The organism is Burkholderia sp. 22PA0099 (assembly GCF_047497165.1).
Taxonomy (GTDB): domain Bacteria; phylum Pseudomonadota; class Gammaproteobacteria; order Burkholderiales; family Burkholderiaceae; genus Burkholderia.
In genome coordinates this window covers 4,119,990-4,137,003 of the sequence record NZ_CP163165.1, presented here as the reverse complement: position 1 = coordinate 4,137,003, position 17,014 = coordinate 4,119,990, and the positions used below count along the sequence as shown (strand labels likewise).

The 17,014-nt window shown below is 66.0% G+C and carries 22 protein-coding genes; 20 read left to right on the top strand and 2 right to left on the bottom strand.

What is annotated here, in order from left to right; genetic code table 11:
• The first annotated feature begins 14 nt into the window (after positions 1-14).
• The 13 genes from AB4851_RS33810 to AB4851_RS33750 all read left to right on the top strand — a co-directional run bounded on the left by AB4851_RS33810 (position 15) and on the right by AB4851_RS33750 (position 9,976).
• On the top strand, positions 15-254 hold the full coding sequence (locus AB4851_RS33810; protein WP_206126242.1) for a BolA family protein: 240 nt from the start codon (positions 15-17) through the stop codon (positions 252-254).
• 16 nt (positions 255-270) lie between these two features.
• Positions 271-1,617, top strand: coding sequence for a UDP-N-acetylglucosamine 1-carboxyvinyltransferase (gene murA / locus AB4851_RS33805; protein ID WP_414450480.1), 1,347 nt, complete (start codon positions 271-273; stop codon positions 1,615-1,617).
• Positions 1,614-2,270, top strand: a complete 657-nt coding sequence (gene hisG / locus AB4851_RS33800; protein ID WP_414443736.1) for an ATP phosphoribosyltransferase — start codon at positions 1,614-1,616, stop codon at positions 2,268-2,270. Before murA ends, hisG begins: the two co-directional genes overlap by 4 nt.
• 41 nt (positions 2,271-2,311) lie before the next feature.
• Positions 2,312-3,640 carry a histidinol dehydrogenase gene (gene hisD / locus AB4851_RS33795; RefSeq protein WP_414450479.1) on the top strand — a complete coding sequence of 443 codons (1,329 nt, stop codon included), beginning with the start codon at positions 2,312-2,314 and terminating at the stop codon, positions 3,638-3,640.
• Positions 3,641-3,854: 214 nt separating this feature from the next.
• Entirely contained in the window at positions 3,855-4,925 is a 1,071-nt protein-coding gene (gene hisC, locus AB4851_RS33790) for a histidinol-phosphate transaminase (protein WP_414450478.1), read from the top strand.
• A 61-nt stretch (positions 4,926-4,986) separates the two neighbouring features.
• On the top strand, positions 4,987-5,574 hold the full coding sequence (hisB, locus tag AB4851_RS33785; protein ID WP_414443739.1) for an imidazoleglycerol-phosphate dehydratase HisB: 588 nt from the start codon (positions 4,987-4,989) through the stop codon (positions 5,572-5,574).
• Positions 5,575-5,672: 98 nt separating this feature from the next.
• Positions 5,673-6,293 (top strand): MarC family protein, encoded by a 621-nt coding sequence (locus AB4851_RS33780; protein WP_414443740.1) that lies wholly within the window; start codon positions 5,673-5,675, stop codon positions 6,291-6,293.
• A complete protein-coding gene (hisH, locus tag AB4851_RS33775; protein WP_414443741.1) occupies positions 6,290-6,931 on the top strand; it encodes an imidazole glycerol phosphate synthase subunit HisH in 642 nt (213 codons plus the stop codon). Before AB4851_RS33780 ends, hisH begins: the two co-directional genes overlap by 4 nt.
• A gap of 172 nt (positions 6,932-7,103) precedes the next feature.
• Positions 7,104-7,859, top strand: coding sequence for a 1-(5-phosphoribosyl)-5-[(5-phosphoribosylamino)methylideneamino]imidazole-4-carboxamide isomerase (gene hisA / locus AB4851_RS33770; RefSeq protein ID WP_414443742.1), 756 nt, complete (start codon positions 7,104-7,106; stop codon positions 7,857-7,859).
• Positions 7,860-7,959: 100 nt separating this feature from the next.
• The gene (gene hisF / locus AB4851_RS33765; protein ID WP_414443743.1) at positions 7,960-8,736 is read left to right on the top strand and encodes an imidazole glycerol phosphate synthase subunit HisF; all 777 of its coding nucleotides are present in this window, start codon (positions 7,960-7,962) and stop codon (positions 8,734-8,736) included.
• Complete coding sequence (gene hisI, locus AB4851_RS33760; protein ID WP_414450477.1) at positions 8,733-9,155, top strand: phosphoribosyl-AMP cyclohydrolase; 423 nt, start codon at positions 8,733-8,735, stop codon at positions 9,153-9,155. The genes hisF and hisI overlap by 4 nt, the downstream gene beginning before the upstream one ends.
• The gene (locus AB4851_RS33755) at positions 9,152-9,520 is read left to right on the top strand and encodes a phosphoribosyl-ATP diphosphatase (protein ID WP_206126231.1); all 369 of its coding nucleotides are present in this window, start codon (positions 9,152-9,154) and stop codon (positions 9,518-9,520) included. Before hisI ends, AB4851_RS33755 begins: the two co-directional genes overlap by 4 nt.
• 48 nt (positions 9,521-9,568) lie before the next feature.
• A complete protein-coding gene (locus AB4851_RS33750; protein ID WP_414443745.1) occupies positions 9,569-9,976 on the top strand; it encodes a DUF4870 family protein in 408 nt (135 codons plus the stop codon).
• A 67-nt stretch (positions 9,977-10,043) separates the two neighbouring features.
• Here the strand turns inward: AB4851_RS33750 and AB4851_RS33745 are convergent, their stop codons facing one another.
• Positions 10,044-10,292, bottom strand: a complete 249-nt coding sequence (locus tag AB4851_RS33745; protein WP_414450476.1) for a hypothetical protein — start codon at positions 10,290-10,292, stop codon at positions 10,044-10,046.
• Between AB4851_RS33745 and tatA the strand changes: the two genes are divergently transcribed.
• Genes tatA through tatC form a run of 3 tightly spaced genes read left to right on the top strand, consistent with a single transcriptional unit; the run spans position 10,291 to position 11,909 of the window.
• Positions 10,291-10,524 carry a Sec-independent protein translocase subunit TatA gene (tatA, locus tag AB4851_RS33740; protein WP_414443747.1) on the top strand — a complete coding sequence of 78 codons (234 nt, stop codon included), beginning with the start codon at positions 10,291-10,293 and terminating at the stop codon, positions 10,522-10,524. The genes AB4851_RS33745 and tatA overlap by 2 nt on opposite strands.
• 24 nt (positions 10,525-10,548) lie before the next feature.
• Entirely contained in the window at positions 10,549-11,082 is a 534-nt protein-coding gene (gene tatB, locus AB4851_RS33735) for a Sec-independent protein translocase protein TatB (RefSeq protein ID WP_414443748.1), read from the top strand.
• A gap of 44 nt (positions 11,083-11,126) precedes the next feature.
• Positions 11,127-11,909: a twin-arginine translocase subunit TatC gene (gene tatC, locus AB4851_RS33730; RefSeq protein WP_414443749.1), complete on the top strand. Its 783-nt coding sequence runs from the start codon at positions 11,127-11,129 to the stop codon at positions 11,907-11,909.
• A 57-nt stretch (positions 11,910-11,966) separates the two neighbouring features.
• Here tatC and AB4851_RS33725 read toward each other — a convergent pair whose 3' ends face one another.
• Positions 11,967-13,175, bottom strand: a complete 1,209-nt coding sequence (locus AB4851_RS33725) for a Do family serine endopeptidase (RefSeq protein ID WP_414450475.1) — start codon at positions 13,173-13,175, stop codon at positions 11,967-11,969.
• Positions 13,176-13,197: 22 nt separating this feature from the next.
• Between AB4851_RS33725 and AB4851_RS33720 the strand changes: the two genes are divergently transcribed.
• The 4 genes from AB4851_RS33720 (at position 13,198) to AB4851_RS33705 (ending at position 16,946) form a co-directional block, all read left to right on the top strand.
• The gene (locus AB4851_RS33720; RefSeq protein WP_414450474.1) at positions 13,198-13,944 is read left to right on the top strand and encodes a Nif3-like dinuclear metal center hexameric protein; all 747 of its coding nucleotides are present in this window, start codon (positions 13,198-13,200) and stop codon (positions 13,942-13,944) included.
• A 218-nt stretch (positions 13,945-14,162) separates the two neighbouring features.
• Positions 14,163-14,783 carry a ubiquinol-cytochrome c reductase iron-sulfur subunit gene (petA, locus tag AB4851_RS33715; RefSeq protein ID WP_414450473.1) on the top strand — a complete coding sequence of 207 codons (621 nt, stop codon included), beginning with the start codon at positions 14,163-14,165 and terminating at the stop codon, positions 14,781-14,783.
• Positions 14,783-16,165 (top strand): cytochrome b, encoded by a 1,383-nt coding sequence (locus AB4851_RS33710; protein WP_414450472.1) that lies wholly within the window; start codon positions 14,783-14,785, stop codon positions 16,163-16,165. Before petA ends, AB4851_RS33710 begins: the two co-directional genes overlap by 1 nt.
• 31 nt (positions 16,166-16,196) lie before the next feature.
• Positions 16,197-16,946 (top strand): cytochrome c1, encoded by a 750-nt coding sequence (locus AB4851_RS33705; protein ID WP_414445687.1) that lies wholly within the window; start codon positions 16,197-16,199, stop codon positions 16,944-16,946.
• The last annotated feature ends 68 nt before the right edge of the window (positions 16,947-17,014 follow it).

Here is a 17,014-nt window from a genome sequence, read left to right as displayed (position 1 = left end):
CTGGAGCTTTTCTCATGTTGCCGACTCCCGAACAGGTCAAGCAATACATCGCGGGTGGTCTCGTCTGCTCGCATCTGGAAGTCGAAGGCGACGGCCAGCATTTCTTCGCGACCATCGTGTCGGCCGAATTCGACGGCAAGCGGCTGATCCAGCGCCATCAGCTCGTCTATGCGGCGCTCGGCGACCGCATGAAGCAGGAAATCCACGCGCTCAGCATGAAGACGCTGACGCCCGCCGAATGGCAGAACGCATAAAGAACGGACGAACTTCGTGCAAGTTTCAGTAAACGAACGCGACGCGGTCAGACACGTCGCGACCGCGAGCCCGGCCGTTGCCCGGATCGGGCAGGCGCACGGCGAACAGCTCGTGATGACCGGCGGCCGGCGGCTGGTCGGCGAAATCCAGGTGTCGGGGGCGAAGAACGCCGCGCTGCCGATCCTTTGTGCAAGCCTGCTCAGCGCCGAGCCGCTCGCGCTCGAGAACGTGCCGGATCTGCAGGACGTGCGCACCATGCTCGCGCTGCTGGCCGGCATGGGCGTGAAGAGCGAGGTGGACGGCGCGCGCGTGGTGCTCGACGCCGCCGACGTGACCGAGCCGGTCGCGCCGTACGAGCTGGTCAAGACCATGCGTGCCTCGATCCTGGTGCTCGGCCCGCTGGTGGCGCGCTTCGGCTACGCCAAGGTGTCGCTGCCGGGCGGCTGCGCGATCGGTGCGCGGCCGGTGGACCAGCACATCAAGGGCCTGCAGGCGATGGGCGCCGAGATCACCATCGAGCACGGCTACATCGAGGCCCGCGCGACGCGCCTGAAGGGCGCGCGCATCGTCACCGACATGATCACCGTGACGGGCACCGAGAACCTGCTGATGGCCGCGGCGCTGGCCGACGGCGAAACCGTCATCGAGAACGCCGCGCGCGAGCCCGAAGTGACCGACCTCGCGAACCTGCTGGTGGCGATGGGCGCGAAGATCGACGGCATCGGCACCGATTGCCTGACGATCCAGGGTGTCGAGCGGCTGCATGGCGCGAGCCACGCCGTGGTGCCCGACCGCATCGAGGCCGGCACGTTCCTGTGCGCGGTGGCGGCGGCCGGCGGCGATGTCACGCTGCGCGGCATGCGCGCGCACCTGCTCGACGCGGTGCTCGGCAAGTTGCGCGACACTGGCGCCGTGCTCGACGAGCGCGCCGACACGCTGCGCGTGACGATGGACCGCCGCCCCGGCGCGGTCGCCATCCGCACCTCGGAATACCCGGCGTTCCCGACCGACATGCAGGCGCAGTTCATGACGCTGAACGCGGTCGCCTCGGGCACCGCACACGTGGTCGAAACCATCTTCGAGAACCGTTTCATGCACGTGCAGGAGCTGAACCGGCTCGGCGCGGACATCGTGGTGGACGGCAACACCGCGCTCGTGACCGGCGTGCCGCGCCTGTCCGGCGCGAACGTGATGGCCACCGACCTGCGCGCCTCCGCGAGCCTCGTGATCGCCGGCCTGTGCGCCGACGGCGAGACCGTGATCGACCGCATTTACCACCTCGATCGCGGCTATGATCGGATGGAAACCAAGCTGAATGCAGTGGGCGCCGACGTGCGCCGCCTCACCGGGAGTCCCGCATGAACGCACCGCTGACCCTCGCGCTGTCGAAAGGGCGCATCTTCGAGGAAACCGTGCCGCTGCTGGCGGCCGCGGGCATCGAAGTGACCGAGGATCCGGAATCGTCGCGCAAGCTGATTCTGCCGACCAACGATCCGAACGTGCGCGTGATCATCGTGCGCGCCACCGACGTGCCCACCTATGTCGAATACGGCGCGGCCGATTTCGGCGTGGCGGGCAAGGACGTGCTGATCGAGCACGGCGGCGGCGGGCTCTACCAGCCGATCGACCTGAACATCGCGCGCTGCCGCATGTCGGTGGCGGTGCAGGCCGGCTTCGACTACGTCAACGCGGTGCGCCAGGGCGCGCGGCTGCGCGTGGCGACCAAGTACACCCAGGTGGCGCGCGAGCATTTCGCCGCGAAGGGCGTGCACGTCGACCTGATCAAGCTGTACGGCTCGATGGAGCTGGCGCCGCTGGTCGGCCTGGCCGACGCGATCGTCGACCTGGTCAGCTCGGGCGGCACGCTGCGAGCCAACAATCTGGTCGAGGTCGAGGAAATCATGCCGATTTCGTCGCGCCTCGTGGTGAATCAGGCCGCGCTCAAACTGAAGCGCGCCGCGCTGAAGCCGATTCTCGACGCGTTCGAACGCGCGTCGAAGCAGGTCGCGGCCTGACGCGTTCAGGCCCCCGGCGCATTACTCGAACGGAAAGCATCATGTCCATCAAGATTCGCAAGCTCGATTCCAGCAACGACGGCTTCCACGCCGACCTGCGCGCGGTGCTCGCCTTCGAGGCGGGCGAGGACGAGGCGATCGAACGCTCGGTCGCCGGCATCCTGGCCGACGTGAAGGCGCGCGGCGACGCCGCGGTGCTCGATTACACGAACCGCTTCGATCGCCTGAACGCCACCAGCGTGGCCGCGCTCGAGCTGCGCCAAGACATGCTGGAAGCGGCGCTCGAAGGGCTGGAGCCGAAGCGCCGCGCGGCGCTCGAGGCGGCCGCCGCCCGCGTGCGCGGCTATCACGAGAAGCAGAAGATCGAGTGCGGCAGCCATAGCTGGCAATACACCGAATCCGATGGCACGGTGCTCGGCCAGAAGGTCCTGCCGCTCGACCGCGTCGGCCTCTACGTGCCGGGCGGCAAGGCCGCCTATCCGTCGTCGGTGCTGATGAACGCGATTCCGGCGCGGGTGGCCGGCGTGGGTGAAATCGTGATGGTGGTGCCCACCCCGGACGGCGTCGTCAACGACCTGGTGCTGGCCGCGGCGTATCTCGGCGGCGTCGATCGCGTGTTTACGATCGGCGGCGCGCAGGCCGTGGCCGCGATGGCCTACGGCACCGCCACGGTGCCGGCCGTCGACAAGATCTGCGGCCCCGGCAACGCCTACGTGGCGTCGGCCAAGCGCCGCGTGTTCGGCACGGTCGGCATCGACATGATCGCCGGCCCGTCCGAAATCCTCGTGATCTGCGACGGCACCACCGATCCGCACTGGGTCGCGATGGACCTGTTCTCGCAGGCCGAGCACGATGAACTCGCGCAGTCGATCCTGTTGTGCCCCGATGCCGCCTTCATCGAGCGCGTCGAGAAGGCGATCGTCGAACTGCTGCCGACCATGCCGCGCGAGGCCGTGATTCGCGCCTCGCTGGAAGGCCGCGGCGCGCTGGTCAAGGTGCGCGACATGGCGGAGGCCTGCCGTATCGCCAACGATATCGCACCCGAGCACCTGGAGATTTCGGCGCTCGAACCGCAGCAGTGGGGCAAGCATATCCGCCACGCCGGCGCGATCTTCCTGGGCCGCTACACCAGCGAAAGCCTCGGCGATTACTGCGCCGGCCCGAACCACGTGCTGCCCACCTCGCGCACGGCGCGCTTCTCGTCGCCGCTCGGCGTCTACGATTTCATCAAGCGTTCGAGCCTGATCGAAGTCAGCGCCGACGGTGCGCAGACGCTCGGCGAGATCGCCTCGGAACTCGCCTACGGCGAAGGCCTGCAGGCCCACGCCCGCGCCGCCGAATACCGGATGCGCAACCACGGCAACCACTGACACCGTTGCGCAGTCGCGCCGGCCGGGCCGGCGGCGCGGCGCTCGCCGTGTTCGATGCGCCGGCGCCGACGGGCCGAGGCCGGTGAGCGATTCGCCCGGCCCGTCCGATCGGCAACAACCGCAATCACCAAAAGATCCGCAACCCCCCGGAACGCGCGCCGATTCCCGCGCGGCCCCAGGCAGACAGGGCGGCGCGCTGCACGCCGCGCACATCATGACGACGCCACAAGACATCATTCGCCCCGACGTGCTCGCGATGACGAGCTATCCGGTGCCGGACGCCACCGGCTTCGTGAAGCTCGACGCGATGGAGAACCCGTACACGTTGCCGGCGCCGCTGGCGGCCGGGCTCGGCGCGCATCTGGCGCAGGTCGCGCTGAACCGCTATCCGGCCCCGCGGCCGGCTGCGCTGCTCGACAAGCTGCGCGCCGCGATGGCCGTGCCGGCCGGTTGCGAACTGATGCTCGGCAACGGCTCCGACGAATTGATCAACATCCTCTGCGTGGCCTGCGCCAAGCCGGGCGCTTCGGTGCTGATGCCGGTGCCGGGTTTCGTGATGGTCGAGCAGTACGCGCGTTTCGCCGGGCTCGATTTCGTCGGCGTGCCGCTGCGCGAGGATATGTCCCTCGATATCGAGGCGATGCTCGCGGCGATCGCCGCGCACCGTCCCGCGCTGATCCACCTCGCGTTCCCGAACAACCCTACCGGTACGCTGTTCGCCGACGCGGACATCGAGCGGATCGTCGCCGCCGCCACCGGCAGCCTGGTCGTGATCGACGAGGCCTACCAGCCGTTCGCCGGCCGCAGTTGGCTCGCGCGGGTACCGGAGTTCGACAACGTGGTGGTCATGCGCACGCTGTCGAAGCTGGGCCTGGCGGGTGTCCGGCTCGGCTATCTGGCCGGCGCGCCGCGCTGGCTGGCGGAATTCGACAAGGTCCGCCCGCCGTACAACGTCAACGTGCTGACCCAGGCGGCCGTCGATTACCTGCTCGATCACCTCGATGTGCTCGACGCGCAGGCCGCCGAATTGCGCGCCGCCCGCGAGCAATTGATGGCGGCGGTGGCCGCGCTGCCCGGCACGACCGTGTTCCCGAGCGCCGGCAATTTCGTGCTGGTGCGGGTGCCGGACGCCGCCGCCGTGTTCGATACGCTGCTGACCGAGCGGGTCTTGATTAAAAACGTGAGTAAAATGCATCCGTTGCTCGCCAATTGCGTACGGCTGACGGTTGGTTCTCCTGACGAGAACCGCGCGCTGCTCGCGGCGTTGCAACAGGTGCTGTGCTGAGCGGACCGCCCGCCGCCGGTACCTTCCAGCCCCCTTTACCCAGCCATTTCAAGGAATCACCATGCGTGTGGCGGAAGTCGTTCGCAATACGAGCGAAACGCAGATCCGTGCGTCGATCAATCTCGACGGCACCGGCCAGCAGAAGCTGGCGACCGGCGTGCCGTTCCTCGACCATATGCTCGACCAGATCGCGCGCCATGGTCTCATCGATCTCGACATCGAAGCGCACGGCGACACGCATATCGACGACCACCACACGGTGGAAGACGTCGGCATCACGCTCGGCCAGGCGATCGCCAAGGCCGTCGGCGACAAGAAGGGCATCCGCCGCTACGGCCATGCTTACGTGCCGCTCGACGAGGCGCTGTCGCGCGTCGTGATCGATTTCTCGGGCCGTCCGGGCCTCGAATTCCACGTGCCGTTCACGCGCGCACGGATCGGCACGTTCGATGTCGATCTGTCGATCGAATTCTTCCGCGGCTTCGTGAACCACGCCGGCGTCACGCTCCATATCGACAATCTGCGCGGCATCAACGCGCACCATCAGCTCGAGACCGTGTTCAAGGCGTTCGGTCGCGCGTTGCGGATGGCGACCGAGCTCGATGCGCGCGCGGCCGGCCAGATTCCGTCGACCAAGGGCAGCCTCTGATCGAGAACCCGCCCGGTGCGCGGCGGCGCGGCTGAAGCAGGGCCGCCCCGCGTGCCGGCACGCCGCCGACGAGGCTGCACGTCCCGCACGACCCGCACATGGATCTGCTCAAATCGTTCATCTCGCTGCTCGCGCTGATCAACCCGCTCGGCGCGGTGCCGTTCTTCCTGAGCCTGACGGCGTCGCAAAGCGACGACGAACGGCGCCGGACGGTGCGCGTGGCGGCGGTTTCGGTGTTCTGCGTGATCGTGGTGACCACGCTGCTCGGGCAGCAGATCATCCACTTCTTCGGGATTTCGGTCGGCTCGCTCGAAGTGGGCGGCGGCATCATCATGCTGCTGATGGCGATCAACATGCTGAACGCGCAGATGGGCAACGCCCGCTCCACGCCCGAGGAGCGCGACGAGGCGGAATCGAAGAACAGCATCGCCGTGGTGCCGCTCGCGATTCCGCTGCTGACCGGCCCCGGCTCGATCAGCACGGTGATCATCTATTCGGCCAACGCCGCGCACTGGTACGAGCGGCTCTGGCTGATCGCGATCGGCGCGGTGATCGCGGGCCTCTGTTTCGTCGCGATGCGGCTCGCCGAGCCGATCGCGAACTGGATCGGCCGCACCGGCATTAATATTGCGACGCGGCTGATGGGATTGATGCTGTCGGCGCTGGCGGTGGAATTCATCGTCGACGGACTGAAGGCGTTACTGCCTGCACTGAAATGAAAACTTCGATTGCGATTGTGGATTATGGGATGGGCAACCTGCGTTCGGTGGCCCAGGCGCTGATGAAGGCGGAGCCGCTGGCCGAGGTGGCGATCGTCGATCGCCCCGAGCAGATCCGCGCGGCCGACCGGGTGGTGCTGCCGGGCCAGGGCGCGATGCCCGACTGCATGCGCTGCCTCGGTGAATCGGGCCTGCAGGAGGCCGTGATCGAGGCCTCGCGCAGCAAGCCGCTGCTCGGCGTGTGCGTGGGCGAGCAGATGCTGTTCGACTGGAGCGCCGAGGGCGACACGCCGGGCCTCGGCCTGCTGCCGGGCAAGGTGCTGCGCTTCGATCTGGCCGGCCAGCTGCAGGACGACGGCTCGCGCTACAAGGTCCCGCAGATGGGCTGGAACCGCGTGCGCCAGACGCTCGCGCATCCGCTCTGGAGCGGCGTGCCCGACGAGGCGTTCTTCTACTTCGTGCACAGCTACTACGTGGTGCCGGCCGACCGCGCGCATGCGGCCGGCGAAACACCCTACGGCGAGCCGTTCGTGTCGGCGGTGGCGCGCGACAATATCTTCGCGACCCAATTTCACCCGGAGAAGAGCGCCGAGGTGGGCCTGCGCCTGTATCGCAATTTCGTCCACTGGAAACCGTGAACGTCGCGCCGAAGCCACGCCGGCGGGGCCTCGAATGCCTGTCGCGCGGGGCGTTGGCGTCAAAACCCTGAAAGACTTGTACTAAACTAGCAAGCGTCGCCGTCCGGCCCGGCTCACCCGGCCCGGTTACGGCGCGCCAACCCTCCATTTTTTCAGACGACTCCCGATAGCTATGCTGCTGATTCCGGCCATCGATCTTAAAGACGGTCAGTGTGTGCGCCTCAAACAGGGCGATATGGACCAGGCGACGATTTTCTCCGAGGACCCTGCGGCGATGGCCCGCAAATGGGTGGATCTCGGGGCGAGGCGTCTGCATCTGGTTGACCTGAACGGTGCCTTCGCGGGCAAGCCGAAGAACCTCGAGGCGATCGAGGCGATCCTCGCCGAAGTCGGCGACGAGATCCCCGTGCAGCTCGGCGGCGGCATCCGCAGCCTCGAGACGATCGAGAAGTACCTCGACGCGGGCCTGTCCTACGTGATCATCGGCACCGCCGCCGTGAAGGACCCGGGCTTCCTGCAGGATGCCTGCACCGCGTTCGCCGGCAGCATCATCGTCGGTCTCGACGCGAAGGACGGCAAGGTCGCCACCGATGGCTGGAGCAAGCTGACCGGCCATGAAGTGATCGACCTCGCGCAGAAATTCGAGGATTACGGCGTCGAATCGATCATCTACACCGACATCGGCCGCGACGGCATGCTCCAGGGCATCAACATCGAAGCCACCGTGAAGCTCGCGCAAGCGGTCGGCATTCCGGTGATCGCCAGCGGCGGCCTGTCGAACCTGAACGACATCGAGCAGCTTTGCGACGTGGAGAGCGAGGGCATCGAAGGCGTGATCTGCGGCCGCGCGATCTACTCCGGCGATCTCGATTTCTCGGTGGCGCAAAAGCGTGCCGACGAACTGAACGGCGAACTCGACGACGCCTGACTCGCGAGCGCGGGCGGCGTGCCGCCGGCCGCCGCGCTGCGTCCTCGCCCGAGCCGCCCGCCTGCGCGGGCGGCCTTACCAGCGGCAATCGTGCACCATCATGGCTCTAGCTAAACGCATCATCCCCTGTCTCGACGTCACCGCCGGGCGCGTCGTGAAGGGCGTCAATTTCGTCGAACTGCGCGACGCGGGCGACCCCGTCGAAATCGCGCGGCGCTACGACGATCAAGGCGCGGACGAACTGACGTTCCTCGACATCACGGCCACCTCCGACCAGCGCGACCTGATCCTGCCGATCATCGAAGCGGTGGCCTCGCAGGTGTTCATTCCGCTGACGGTCGGCGGCGGCGTGCGCGCCGTCGAGGACGTGCGGCGCCTGCTGAACGCCGGCGCGGACAAGGTCAGCATGAACTCGTCGGCCGTGGCCAATCCGCAGCTCGTGGCCGACGCGGCGAACAAGTACGGCTCGCAGTGCATCGTGGTCGCGATCGACGCCAAGCGCGTGTCGGCCGACGGCGAAACGCCGCGCTGGGAAGTGTTCACGCACGGCGGGCGCAAGGCCACCGGCCTCGACGCGATCGAATGGGCGCGCAAGATGGCCGAACTCGGCGCGGGCGAGATCCTGCTGACCAGCATGGATCGCGACGGCACCAAGTCCGGTTTCGACCTGGCGCTCACGCGCGGCGTGTCCGACGCCGTGCCGGTGCCGGTGATCGCTTCGGGCGGCGTGGGCGGCCTCCAGCATCTGGCCGACGGCATCGTCGAAGGCCATGCCGACGCGGTGCTCGCGGCGAGCATCTTCCATTACGGCGAACACACGGTCGGCGAAGCCAAGCGCTTCATGGCCGATCGCGGCATTCCGGTGAGACTGTCATGACGACGAAACCCCAAGCGGCGGCGCTGCCCGCCTGGCTCGACAAGGTGCGCTGGGACGACAACGGCCTGGTGCCGGTGATCGCCCAGGAAGTGGGCAGCAACGACGTGATGATGTTCGCGTGGATGAACCGCGAAGCGCTCGCGAAGACGGTCGAAACCGGCCGCGCCGTGTATTACTCGCGCTCGCGCAAGCGTCTGTGGTTCAAGGGCGAGGAATCGGGGCACGTGCAGCACGTGCACGAAGTGCGCCTCGATTGCGACGAGGACGTCGTGCTGCTGAAGATCGACCAGGTGTCGGGCATCGCCTGCCACACCGGCCGTCATTCCTGCTTCTTCCAGAAATTCGAAGGCACGGCGGAGGCCGGCGACTGGGTCGCCGTCGAGCCGGTGCTGAAAGATCCCGAGCACATCTACAAATGACGCAAACCACCAACGACACGCTGCTGCGCCTCGCGGCCGTGATCGACAGCCGCAAGGGCGGCGATCCCGAGCAATCCTATGTGTCGCGTCTGTTCCACAAGGGCGATGATGCGGTGCTCAAGAAGATCGGCGAGGAAGCGACCGAAGTGGTGCTGGCCGCCAAGGACGTGCGTCAAGGTGGCGCACCCACCGCGCTGGTTGGCGAAGTGGCCGATCTCTGGTTCCACTGCCTGGTGGCGCTGTCGCATTTCGACCTGAGCCCGGCCGACGTGCTGGCCGAGCTGGAGCGTCGCGAAGGGTTGTCCGGCCTCGAGGAAAAGGCGCTGCGCAAGCGCCGCGAACGCGAGGAAAACGACGGCGGCTGAACGGGCTTGCCGCATGCATCAGTCATGTCATCTGAGAGGGGTAGCATCATGACCGAACCATCAGTCCAGCCGGGCGGCGTGCCGGCGCCGGTGAATTTTCCGGGTGGCCGGTCCGCCGGAGAACGCGAGCGTTCGCTGAAGACCCTGACGCATGTGCTGTACGCTCTGTATGCGCTGCAGGGTTTCACGGGCGGCTTCACGGCGCTGGTGGCGATCATCATCAACTACGTGAAGCGCGAGGATGTGGTCGGCACGCATTACCAGGCGCACTTCGAGTGGCAGATCCGCACGTTCTGGCGCGCGTTGATCCTGGCGGCGATCGGGTTCCTGCTGGTGTTCGTGGTGGTCGGCTTTTTCATTCTTGGTGCGGCGGGAATCTGGTGCCTGTACCGTATCATCAAGGGCTGGCTGTACCTGTACGACGAGAAACCGCTCGATCCGAAGGCGTGGTTCTGAGCCCTGGTGGCGAAACCGGGTTCCGGACCGGATTCATTCTCGGGCCGGTGAGCGGTCTGGCGGTCTATCATCGGCATGCGCGCCGGTTCGCCGGGCCGGGTTCCTGGAAGCGGGCCGGCTCGAAGCGGGCCGTCACGCAGTGAAGGCAGTAAAAAGCAGCAGAAGGCAGCATCGCGGTAACACAACAAGAGTCGACGGAACGCATCAGCAGATCGGAGTGGCGGCGCATCGTGTGCCGCCGCGCTTCGGGAAAGAGGCCGGCGCCGCCGGCAGTTGACGCCGCCATTGGCGGCGAGGTTGAGGAGAGTTGCATCATGGGCGGATTGAGTATTTGGCACTGGCTGATCGTTTTGCTGATCGTCGTGATGGTGTTTGGCACCAAGAAGCTGCGCAATCTGGGCGGCGATCTGGGCGGTGCGGTCAAGGGCTTCAAGGACGGCATGAAGGAAGGCGAACCGTCGGCCGACGGCCAGCAGCTGCCGCGCAACGGTTCAGTCGACGTCGACGCGAAGGAAGCATCGCGCTCGTCCGATTCGCACAAGGCGTAAGCCACGACCTGACGAAACGGCACGATGCTCGATCTCGGTATTTCGAAGATGGCGCTGATCGGCGTCGTCGCGCTGGTGGTGCTCGGCCCCGAGCGCTTGCCGCGCGTCGCGCGCACGGCAGGCGCCTTGTTCGGGCGCGCGCAGCGCTATATCAACGAAGTGAAGGCCGAGGTGACGCGCGAGATCGAACTCGATGCGCTGCGCACCATGAAGACGGACTTCGAAAGCGCGGCGCGCAACGTCGAAAACACCATTCACGACAACCTGCGGCAGCACGAGCAGGATCTCAACGAAGCGTGGAGCACGGCGGTTTCCGGTGATGCCGGCACCTCGTCGGAGCCGGTTTCGGTCCAGCCGGACGGCGCCGCGCCGTTCTGGCAGGGCAGCTCGGTCAGCACCACGTTCACGCCGAAGCGCCGCAACTGGCGCGTCAAGCAGACGGCGACGCCCGCCTGGTACAAGCGCGCCACCACGCGCCGCACCCACGTGCAGTCGGGCGCCGCGCGCGTCGCGCGTCATCAGCCCGACAGCCTGCGCCGTCCCACGCGTTTCTTCTGATTCAGCACGATGAAGCGCGCCCATCACTCGAACCGAGGGCCGGTGTGAGCGACCCCCTGCACAACCCGGAAGAAGCCCGGGAAGAAACCTTCATTTCCCATCTCGTCGAATTGCGCACCCGCCTGGTCCGGGCGGGCGCCGCCGTGTTCGTGGTGTTCGTCGGGCTGGTGTATTGGGCCCCGGACATCTTCCGGCTGCTCGCGCGGCCGCTGATGCAGAACCTGCCGGCCGACGGCAAGATGATCGTCACCGACGTGACCGGCTCGTTCTTCGTGCCGATGAAGGTCACGATGCTCGTCGCGCTGGTGATCGCGCTGCCGGTGGTGCTGTACCAGATCTGGGCCTTCGTGGCGCCGGGGCTGTACCAGCACGAGAAACGGCTCGTCATGCCGCTCGTCGGCAGCAGCTATTTCCTGTTCCTGTGCGGCATGGCGTTCGCGTACTTCGTGGTGTTTCCCACCATCTTCCGCGTGATGGCGCACTACAACGCGCCGCTCGGCGCGGAAATGACCACCGACATCGACAACTACGTGAGCTTCGTGCTCGGCATGTTCCTCGCGTTCGGCGTGACGTTCGAGGTGCCGGTGGTGGTGGTGCTGCTGGTGCGCATGGGCGTGCTGTCGATCAAGAAGCTCAAGGAAATCCGGCCTTACGTGATCGTCGGCGCGTTCGTCGTGTCGGCGGTGGTGACGCCGCCGGACGTGTTCTCGCAGTTGATGCTGGCGCTGCCGCTGATCGTGCTCTACGAAGTCGGCCTGATCGCGGCGCGCATCTTCATCGGCGACAAGCGCGTCGTGAAGGACGAAGGATCGGAAGCGGCGGGTTGACAGGGCAGCCCGGCCTGGCCGGGTGCGTAAAAAAGGCAGCCTCGCGGGCTGCCTTTTTTATTCCTCTTCCTCGTTGTTCTGATCGTCCGAGGCCTGTTTCGGCGGTGGTGGACGCTTGCCGATCACCACCGTCAGATCGAAGCTGCGCGTCTTGCGCACCACGCTCACCTTGGTCGGCGTGCCCGGCTTGATCTGCGCGACCGTGTTGAGCAGCTTGGTGGTGTCGGTGATCGGCTCGTCGTTGACGGTGGTCAGGATGTCGCCGGGCTTGATGCCGGCCTTGTCGGCCGGGCCGCCCTGCAGCACGCCGGCCACGATCGCGCCCGACTTTTGCGCGAGGCCGAACGAATCGGCGATCTCGGGCGTGAGATCCTGCGGCTCGACGCCGATCCAGCCGCGCGTGACCGCGCCGCTGGTGATGATGCTTTCGAGCACCGTGCGCGCCGTGGAGACCGGAATCGCGAAGCCGATGCCGAGCGAGCCGCCCGAGCGCGAGTAGATGGCGGTGTTGATGCCGAGCAGGTTGCCGCTCACGTCGACCAGCGCGCCGCCCGAATTGCCCGGGTTGATCGGGGCGTCGGTCTGAATGAAGTTCTCGAACGTGTTGATGCCGAGGTGATTGCGCCCCAGCGCGCTGATGATCCCCATCGTGACGGTTTGGCCTACCCCGAACGGGTTGCCGATCGCGAGCACCACGTCGCCGACGCGCGCCTTGTCCGAGCGGCCGAGCGTGATGGTCGGCAGGTTGGTCAGGTTGATCTTGAGGACGGCGAGATCGGTTTCGGGATCGTTGCCGATGACCTTGGCCGTCGAGGTGCGGCCGTCGGCCAGCGCCACTTCGATCTGATCGGCGCCTTCGACGACGTGCTGGTTAGTTAGAATGTAACCTTCCGGGCTCACGATAACGCCGGAGCCCAGGTTCGATGCCGGTTCTTCCCGTTGGTGGCGCGGGTTGCGATCGCCGAAGAAATACCGGAACAGCGGGTCTTTCGCGCGCGGGTCGGGCGGCAGCGAACCATCCTTGCTCGAAAACACGTTGACCACGGCCGGCATCGCCTTTTGCGCCGCATCGGCATACGAGGCTTGCGCGGGCGCGCCGCCCACGCCGGGCGCGACTTCGCGCAGGGCCACGATCGGCGCGGCGAGCTGCTTGCCGAGTTGCCCCTGGCGCTGCAACCACTGAGGCTTGAGGGTCGCGACGATGAACATCAGCGCGAGCAGAACCGTCACAGCCTGAGCGAAGAACAGCCAGAAGCGTCTAAGCATTTGAAGAGATTAGGGGAAATATATGGACCGGATCGAACTCGAATTGTACTTGAACAATACCCTGGACATTACGCGGTTCAAGGACTACTGCCCGAACGGCCTGCAGGTCGAGGGGCGGCGCCGCATCGAACGGATCGCCACCGGCGTGACTGCCTCGGTGGCCCTGCTCGAACGCGCGCTCGAATGGGGTGCCGATGCCGTGCTCGTGCACCACGGCTATTTCTGGCGCAACGAAGCGCCGCAGATCACCGGCCGCAAGTACCAGCGCCTGAAACTGCTGCTCGCCAACGACCTGAACCTGTTCGCGTTTCATCTGCCGCTCGACGCGCATCCCGAACTCGGCAACAACGCGCAGCTCGGCGAGCGCCTCGGCCTGATCGCCGATACGCGCTTCGGCGATCACGACCTCGGCTGGCTGGCCACGCTGCCGATGGACGTTTCGCTCGAACACTTCGCGGCCAAGGTCGAGCAGACGCTCGGCCGCGCGCCGCTCGTGCTCGGCGACATGGATCAGCGGCTGCGCCGGGTGGCCTGGTGCACCGGCGGCGCGCAGAGCTATTTCGACGCGGCCATCGATGCCGGCGCCGACGTGTTCCTGACCGGCGAAGCCTCCGAATTCGTCACGCACGCGGCCGCCGAAAGCGGCGTGGCCTTCGTTGCGGCGGGGCATCATGCCACCGAGCGCTACGGCATCCAGGCGCTCGGCCGCCATCTGGCGGAACACTTCGGCCTCGAACACACGTTCATCGACGTGCCGAACCCGGTCTGAGGCCGCCGAATTGCGGCGACGCACCGTTTCCATTTATGAAGCATCCGCTTAATAACTGATTGAAAAACACCGTTCGGCGATGGGTGAAAACCCTTGCCGATCAATGACTTCTGCGCAATATCGGGTTTCAGGCCTTGAAAATGCCGAGGCCGAACGCGCACACTATCGGCGATATGCGAAGTCATGACGGTGAATCCAACTCAGAAGTGGGGCGTGAGATGCGAGATAAAGAAGAGAAACGCGTCGACAGCGGCCGCCGTACCTGGCTGATTGCGACCTCCGTGGCGAGCGGAGTGGGGGGTGTCGCCACGGTCATCCCGTTCGCGGCTTCGCTGGCGCCATCCACCAAGGCCAAGGCCGCCGGTGCGCCGGTCGAGGTCGACATCTCCGGCCTCAAACCGGGCGATCTCGTCACCGTGGCGTGGCGCGGCAAGCCGGTCTGGATCCTGAACCGCACCGATGCGATGCTGGCCGACGTCAAGAAGGCCGACCCCGAGCTGGCCGACCCGCAAAGCCGGGCCACGTACTCGATGCCGATGCCCGAGTACTGCGAGAACGAATACCGCTCGCGCGCCGACCGCAAGAACATCCTCGTCGTGATGGCCGTGTGCACCCACCTCGGCTGCACGCCCACCTCGCGCTTCAACCCCGGCCCGCAACCGAACCTGCCCGACGACTGGCCGGGCGGTTTCCTCTGCCCCTGTCACGGCTCGACCTACGATCTTGCCGGGCGCGTCTTCAAGAACAAGCCCGCGCCGCAGAACCTCGATATTCCGCCTTACATGTTCACCTCGGCCAACACGGTCTTGATCGGCAAGGACGAGAAAGGAGAAGCGTGATGGCGACCGACAACAAGAATGTCTCCACGACAGGGCTCATCGGCTGGATCGACGCGCGCTTCCCGTTCACCTCGACGCTGCGCAAGCATGTGACCGAGTACTACGCGCCGAAGAACTTCAACTTCTGGTATTTCTTCGGCTCGCTCGCGTTGCTGGTGCTCGTCAACCAGATCGTCACCGGCATCTTCCTGACGATGAACTACAAGCCCGATGCGACGCTCGCGTTCGCCTCGGTCGAGTACATCATGCGCGAGGTGCCGTGGGGCTGGCTGATCCGCTACCTGCATTCGACCGGCGCGTCGATGTTCTTCGTGGTGGTGTATCTGCATATGTTCCGCGGGCTGCTGTACGGCTCGTACCGCAAGCCGCGCGAGCTGGTGTGGATCTTCGGCTGCGCGATCTTCCTGTGCCTGATGGCCGAGGCGTTCTTCGGCTACCTGCTGCCGTGGGGGCAGATGTCGTTCTGGGGCGCGCAGGTGATCGTCAACCTGTTCTCGGCCATCCCGTTCATCGGCCCCGATCTGTCGCTGTGGATTCGCGGCGATTACGTGGTGTCCGACGTCACGCTGAACCGCTTCTTCGCGTTCCACGTGATCGCGATCCCGCTGGTGCTGGTCGGACTGGTGGTCGCGCACCTGGTGGCGCTGCACGAGGTCGGCTCGAACAACCCCGACGGCGTCGAAATCAAGGAGCACAAGGACGAACGCGGTATCCCGCTCGACGGCATCCCGTTCCATCCCTATTACTCGGTGCACGATTTCTTCGGCGTGTGCGTGTTCCTGATGATCTTCGCGCTGATCGTGTTCTTCGCGCCGGAGATGGGCGGCTACTTCCTCGAAGCCAACAACTTCGTGCCGGCCAACCCGCTGCAGACGCCGCCCGAGATCGCCCCGGTGTGGTACTTCACGGCGTTCTACGCGATGCTGCGCGCCACTACCGACCCGTTCAAGATCGTGCTGATGGTGGTGATCGCGCTGCTAGGCGTAACCGCGCTGTGGCGCGCGCGCGGCAAATGGCGGCTCGGGCTGCCGGTGCTGGCCGCCGCCGTGGTGGTGTTCATGGGGCTGACCGAATCGAAGTTCTGGGGCGTGGTGGTGATGGGCGCGGCGGTGGTGTCGCTGTTCTTCCTGCCCTGGCTCGACCGCAGCCCGGTCAAGTCGATCCGCTACCGGCCGACGTTCCACAAGGTGTTCCTCGGCATCTTCGTGCTGGCGTTCCTGACGCTCGCGTTCCTCGGCACGCAGCCGCCGTCGCCTGCGCGCACGCTGATCGCGCAGGGCTGCGCGCTGATCTACTTCGCATTCTTCCTCGGCATGCCGCTCTGGACCCCGCTCGGCACGTTCAAACGTCCACCCGAGCGCATCACTTTCCGGCCCCATTAATGCGAGCGAGGAGAACACCATGATCAGAATGATGTGGAAGGCCTTGCTGCTGATCGGCGCCGCATGGCTGGTGCTGGGCGGTGCGGCGGCGCGGGCCGACGAGGCCAATATTCCGCTCGACCGGGCGCCCGATAACGCGGAAAATCTCGTTGCCCTGCAACATGGCGCGCAATTGTTTGTAAACTACTGCCTGAATTGCCATAGCGCGAACCTGATGCGCTACAACCGTCTGACGGATCTGGGCATTTCCCAGAAGGAGATCGAGGCGAATCTCCTGTTCACGACGGACAAGGTCGGCAATACGATGGGCGTCGCGATGCGCCCCGACGACGCCAAACGCTGGTTCGGCGTAACCCCGCCCGATCTCTCGGTCGAGGCGCGGGCTCGGGGCCGCGACTGGCTCTATACGTACTTGCGCAGCTTTTACCGCGACGACACGCGGCCGACCGGCTGGAACAATGCGGTGTTCGAGAACGTCAGCATGCCTCACGTGCTCTGGCAGTTGCAGGGTCAGCGCACGCCGAAATACGAGGAAACGACCGACATGGAGAGTGGCGAGAAGGTTCGCAAGCTCGTCGGTTATACGCAGGTCACGCAAGGAACGCTCTCGCCGGTGGATTATGATGCTGCCGTGGCCGACCTCGTCGCGTACCTGGGATGGATGGCCGAACCCGAACAGCAAACGCGCAAACGCATCGGCGTCTGGGTGTTGCTGTTCCTGGGCATCCTGACCTTTTTCGCGTGGCGGCTTAACGCCGCGTATTGGAAAGATATCAAGTAAACACGCCAAGACCGGCGTGGGGCCGGTGCAAGGGCAAACCTGCTGGCAGGTTTGTCTGCGTGCCGGCC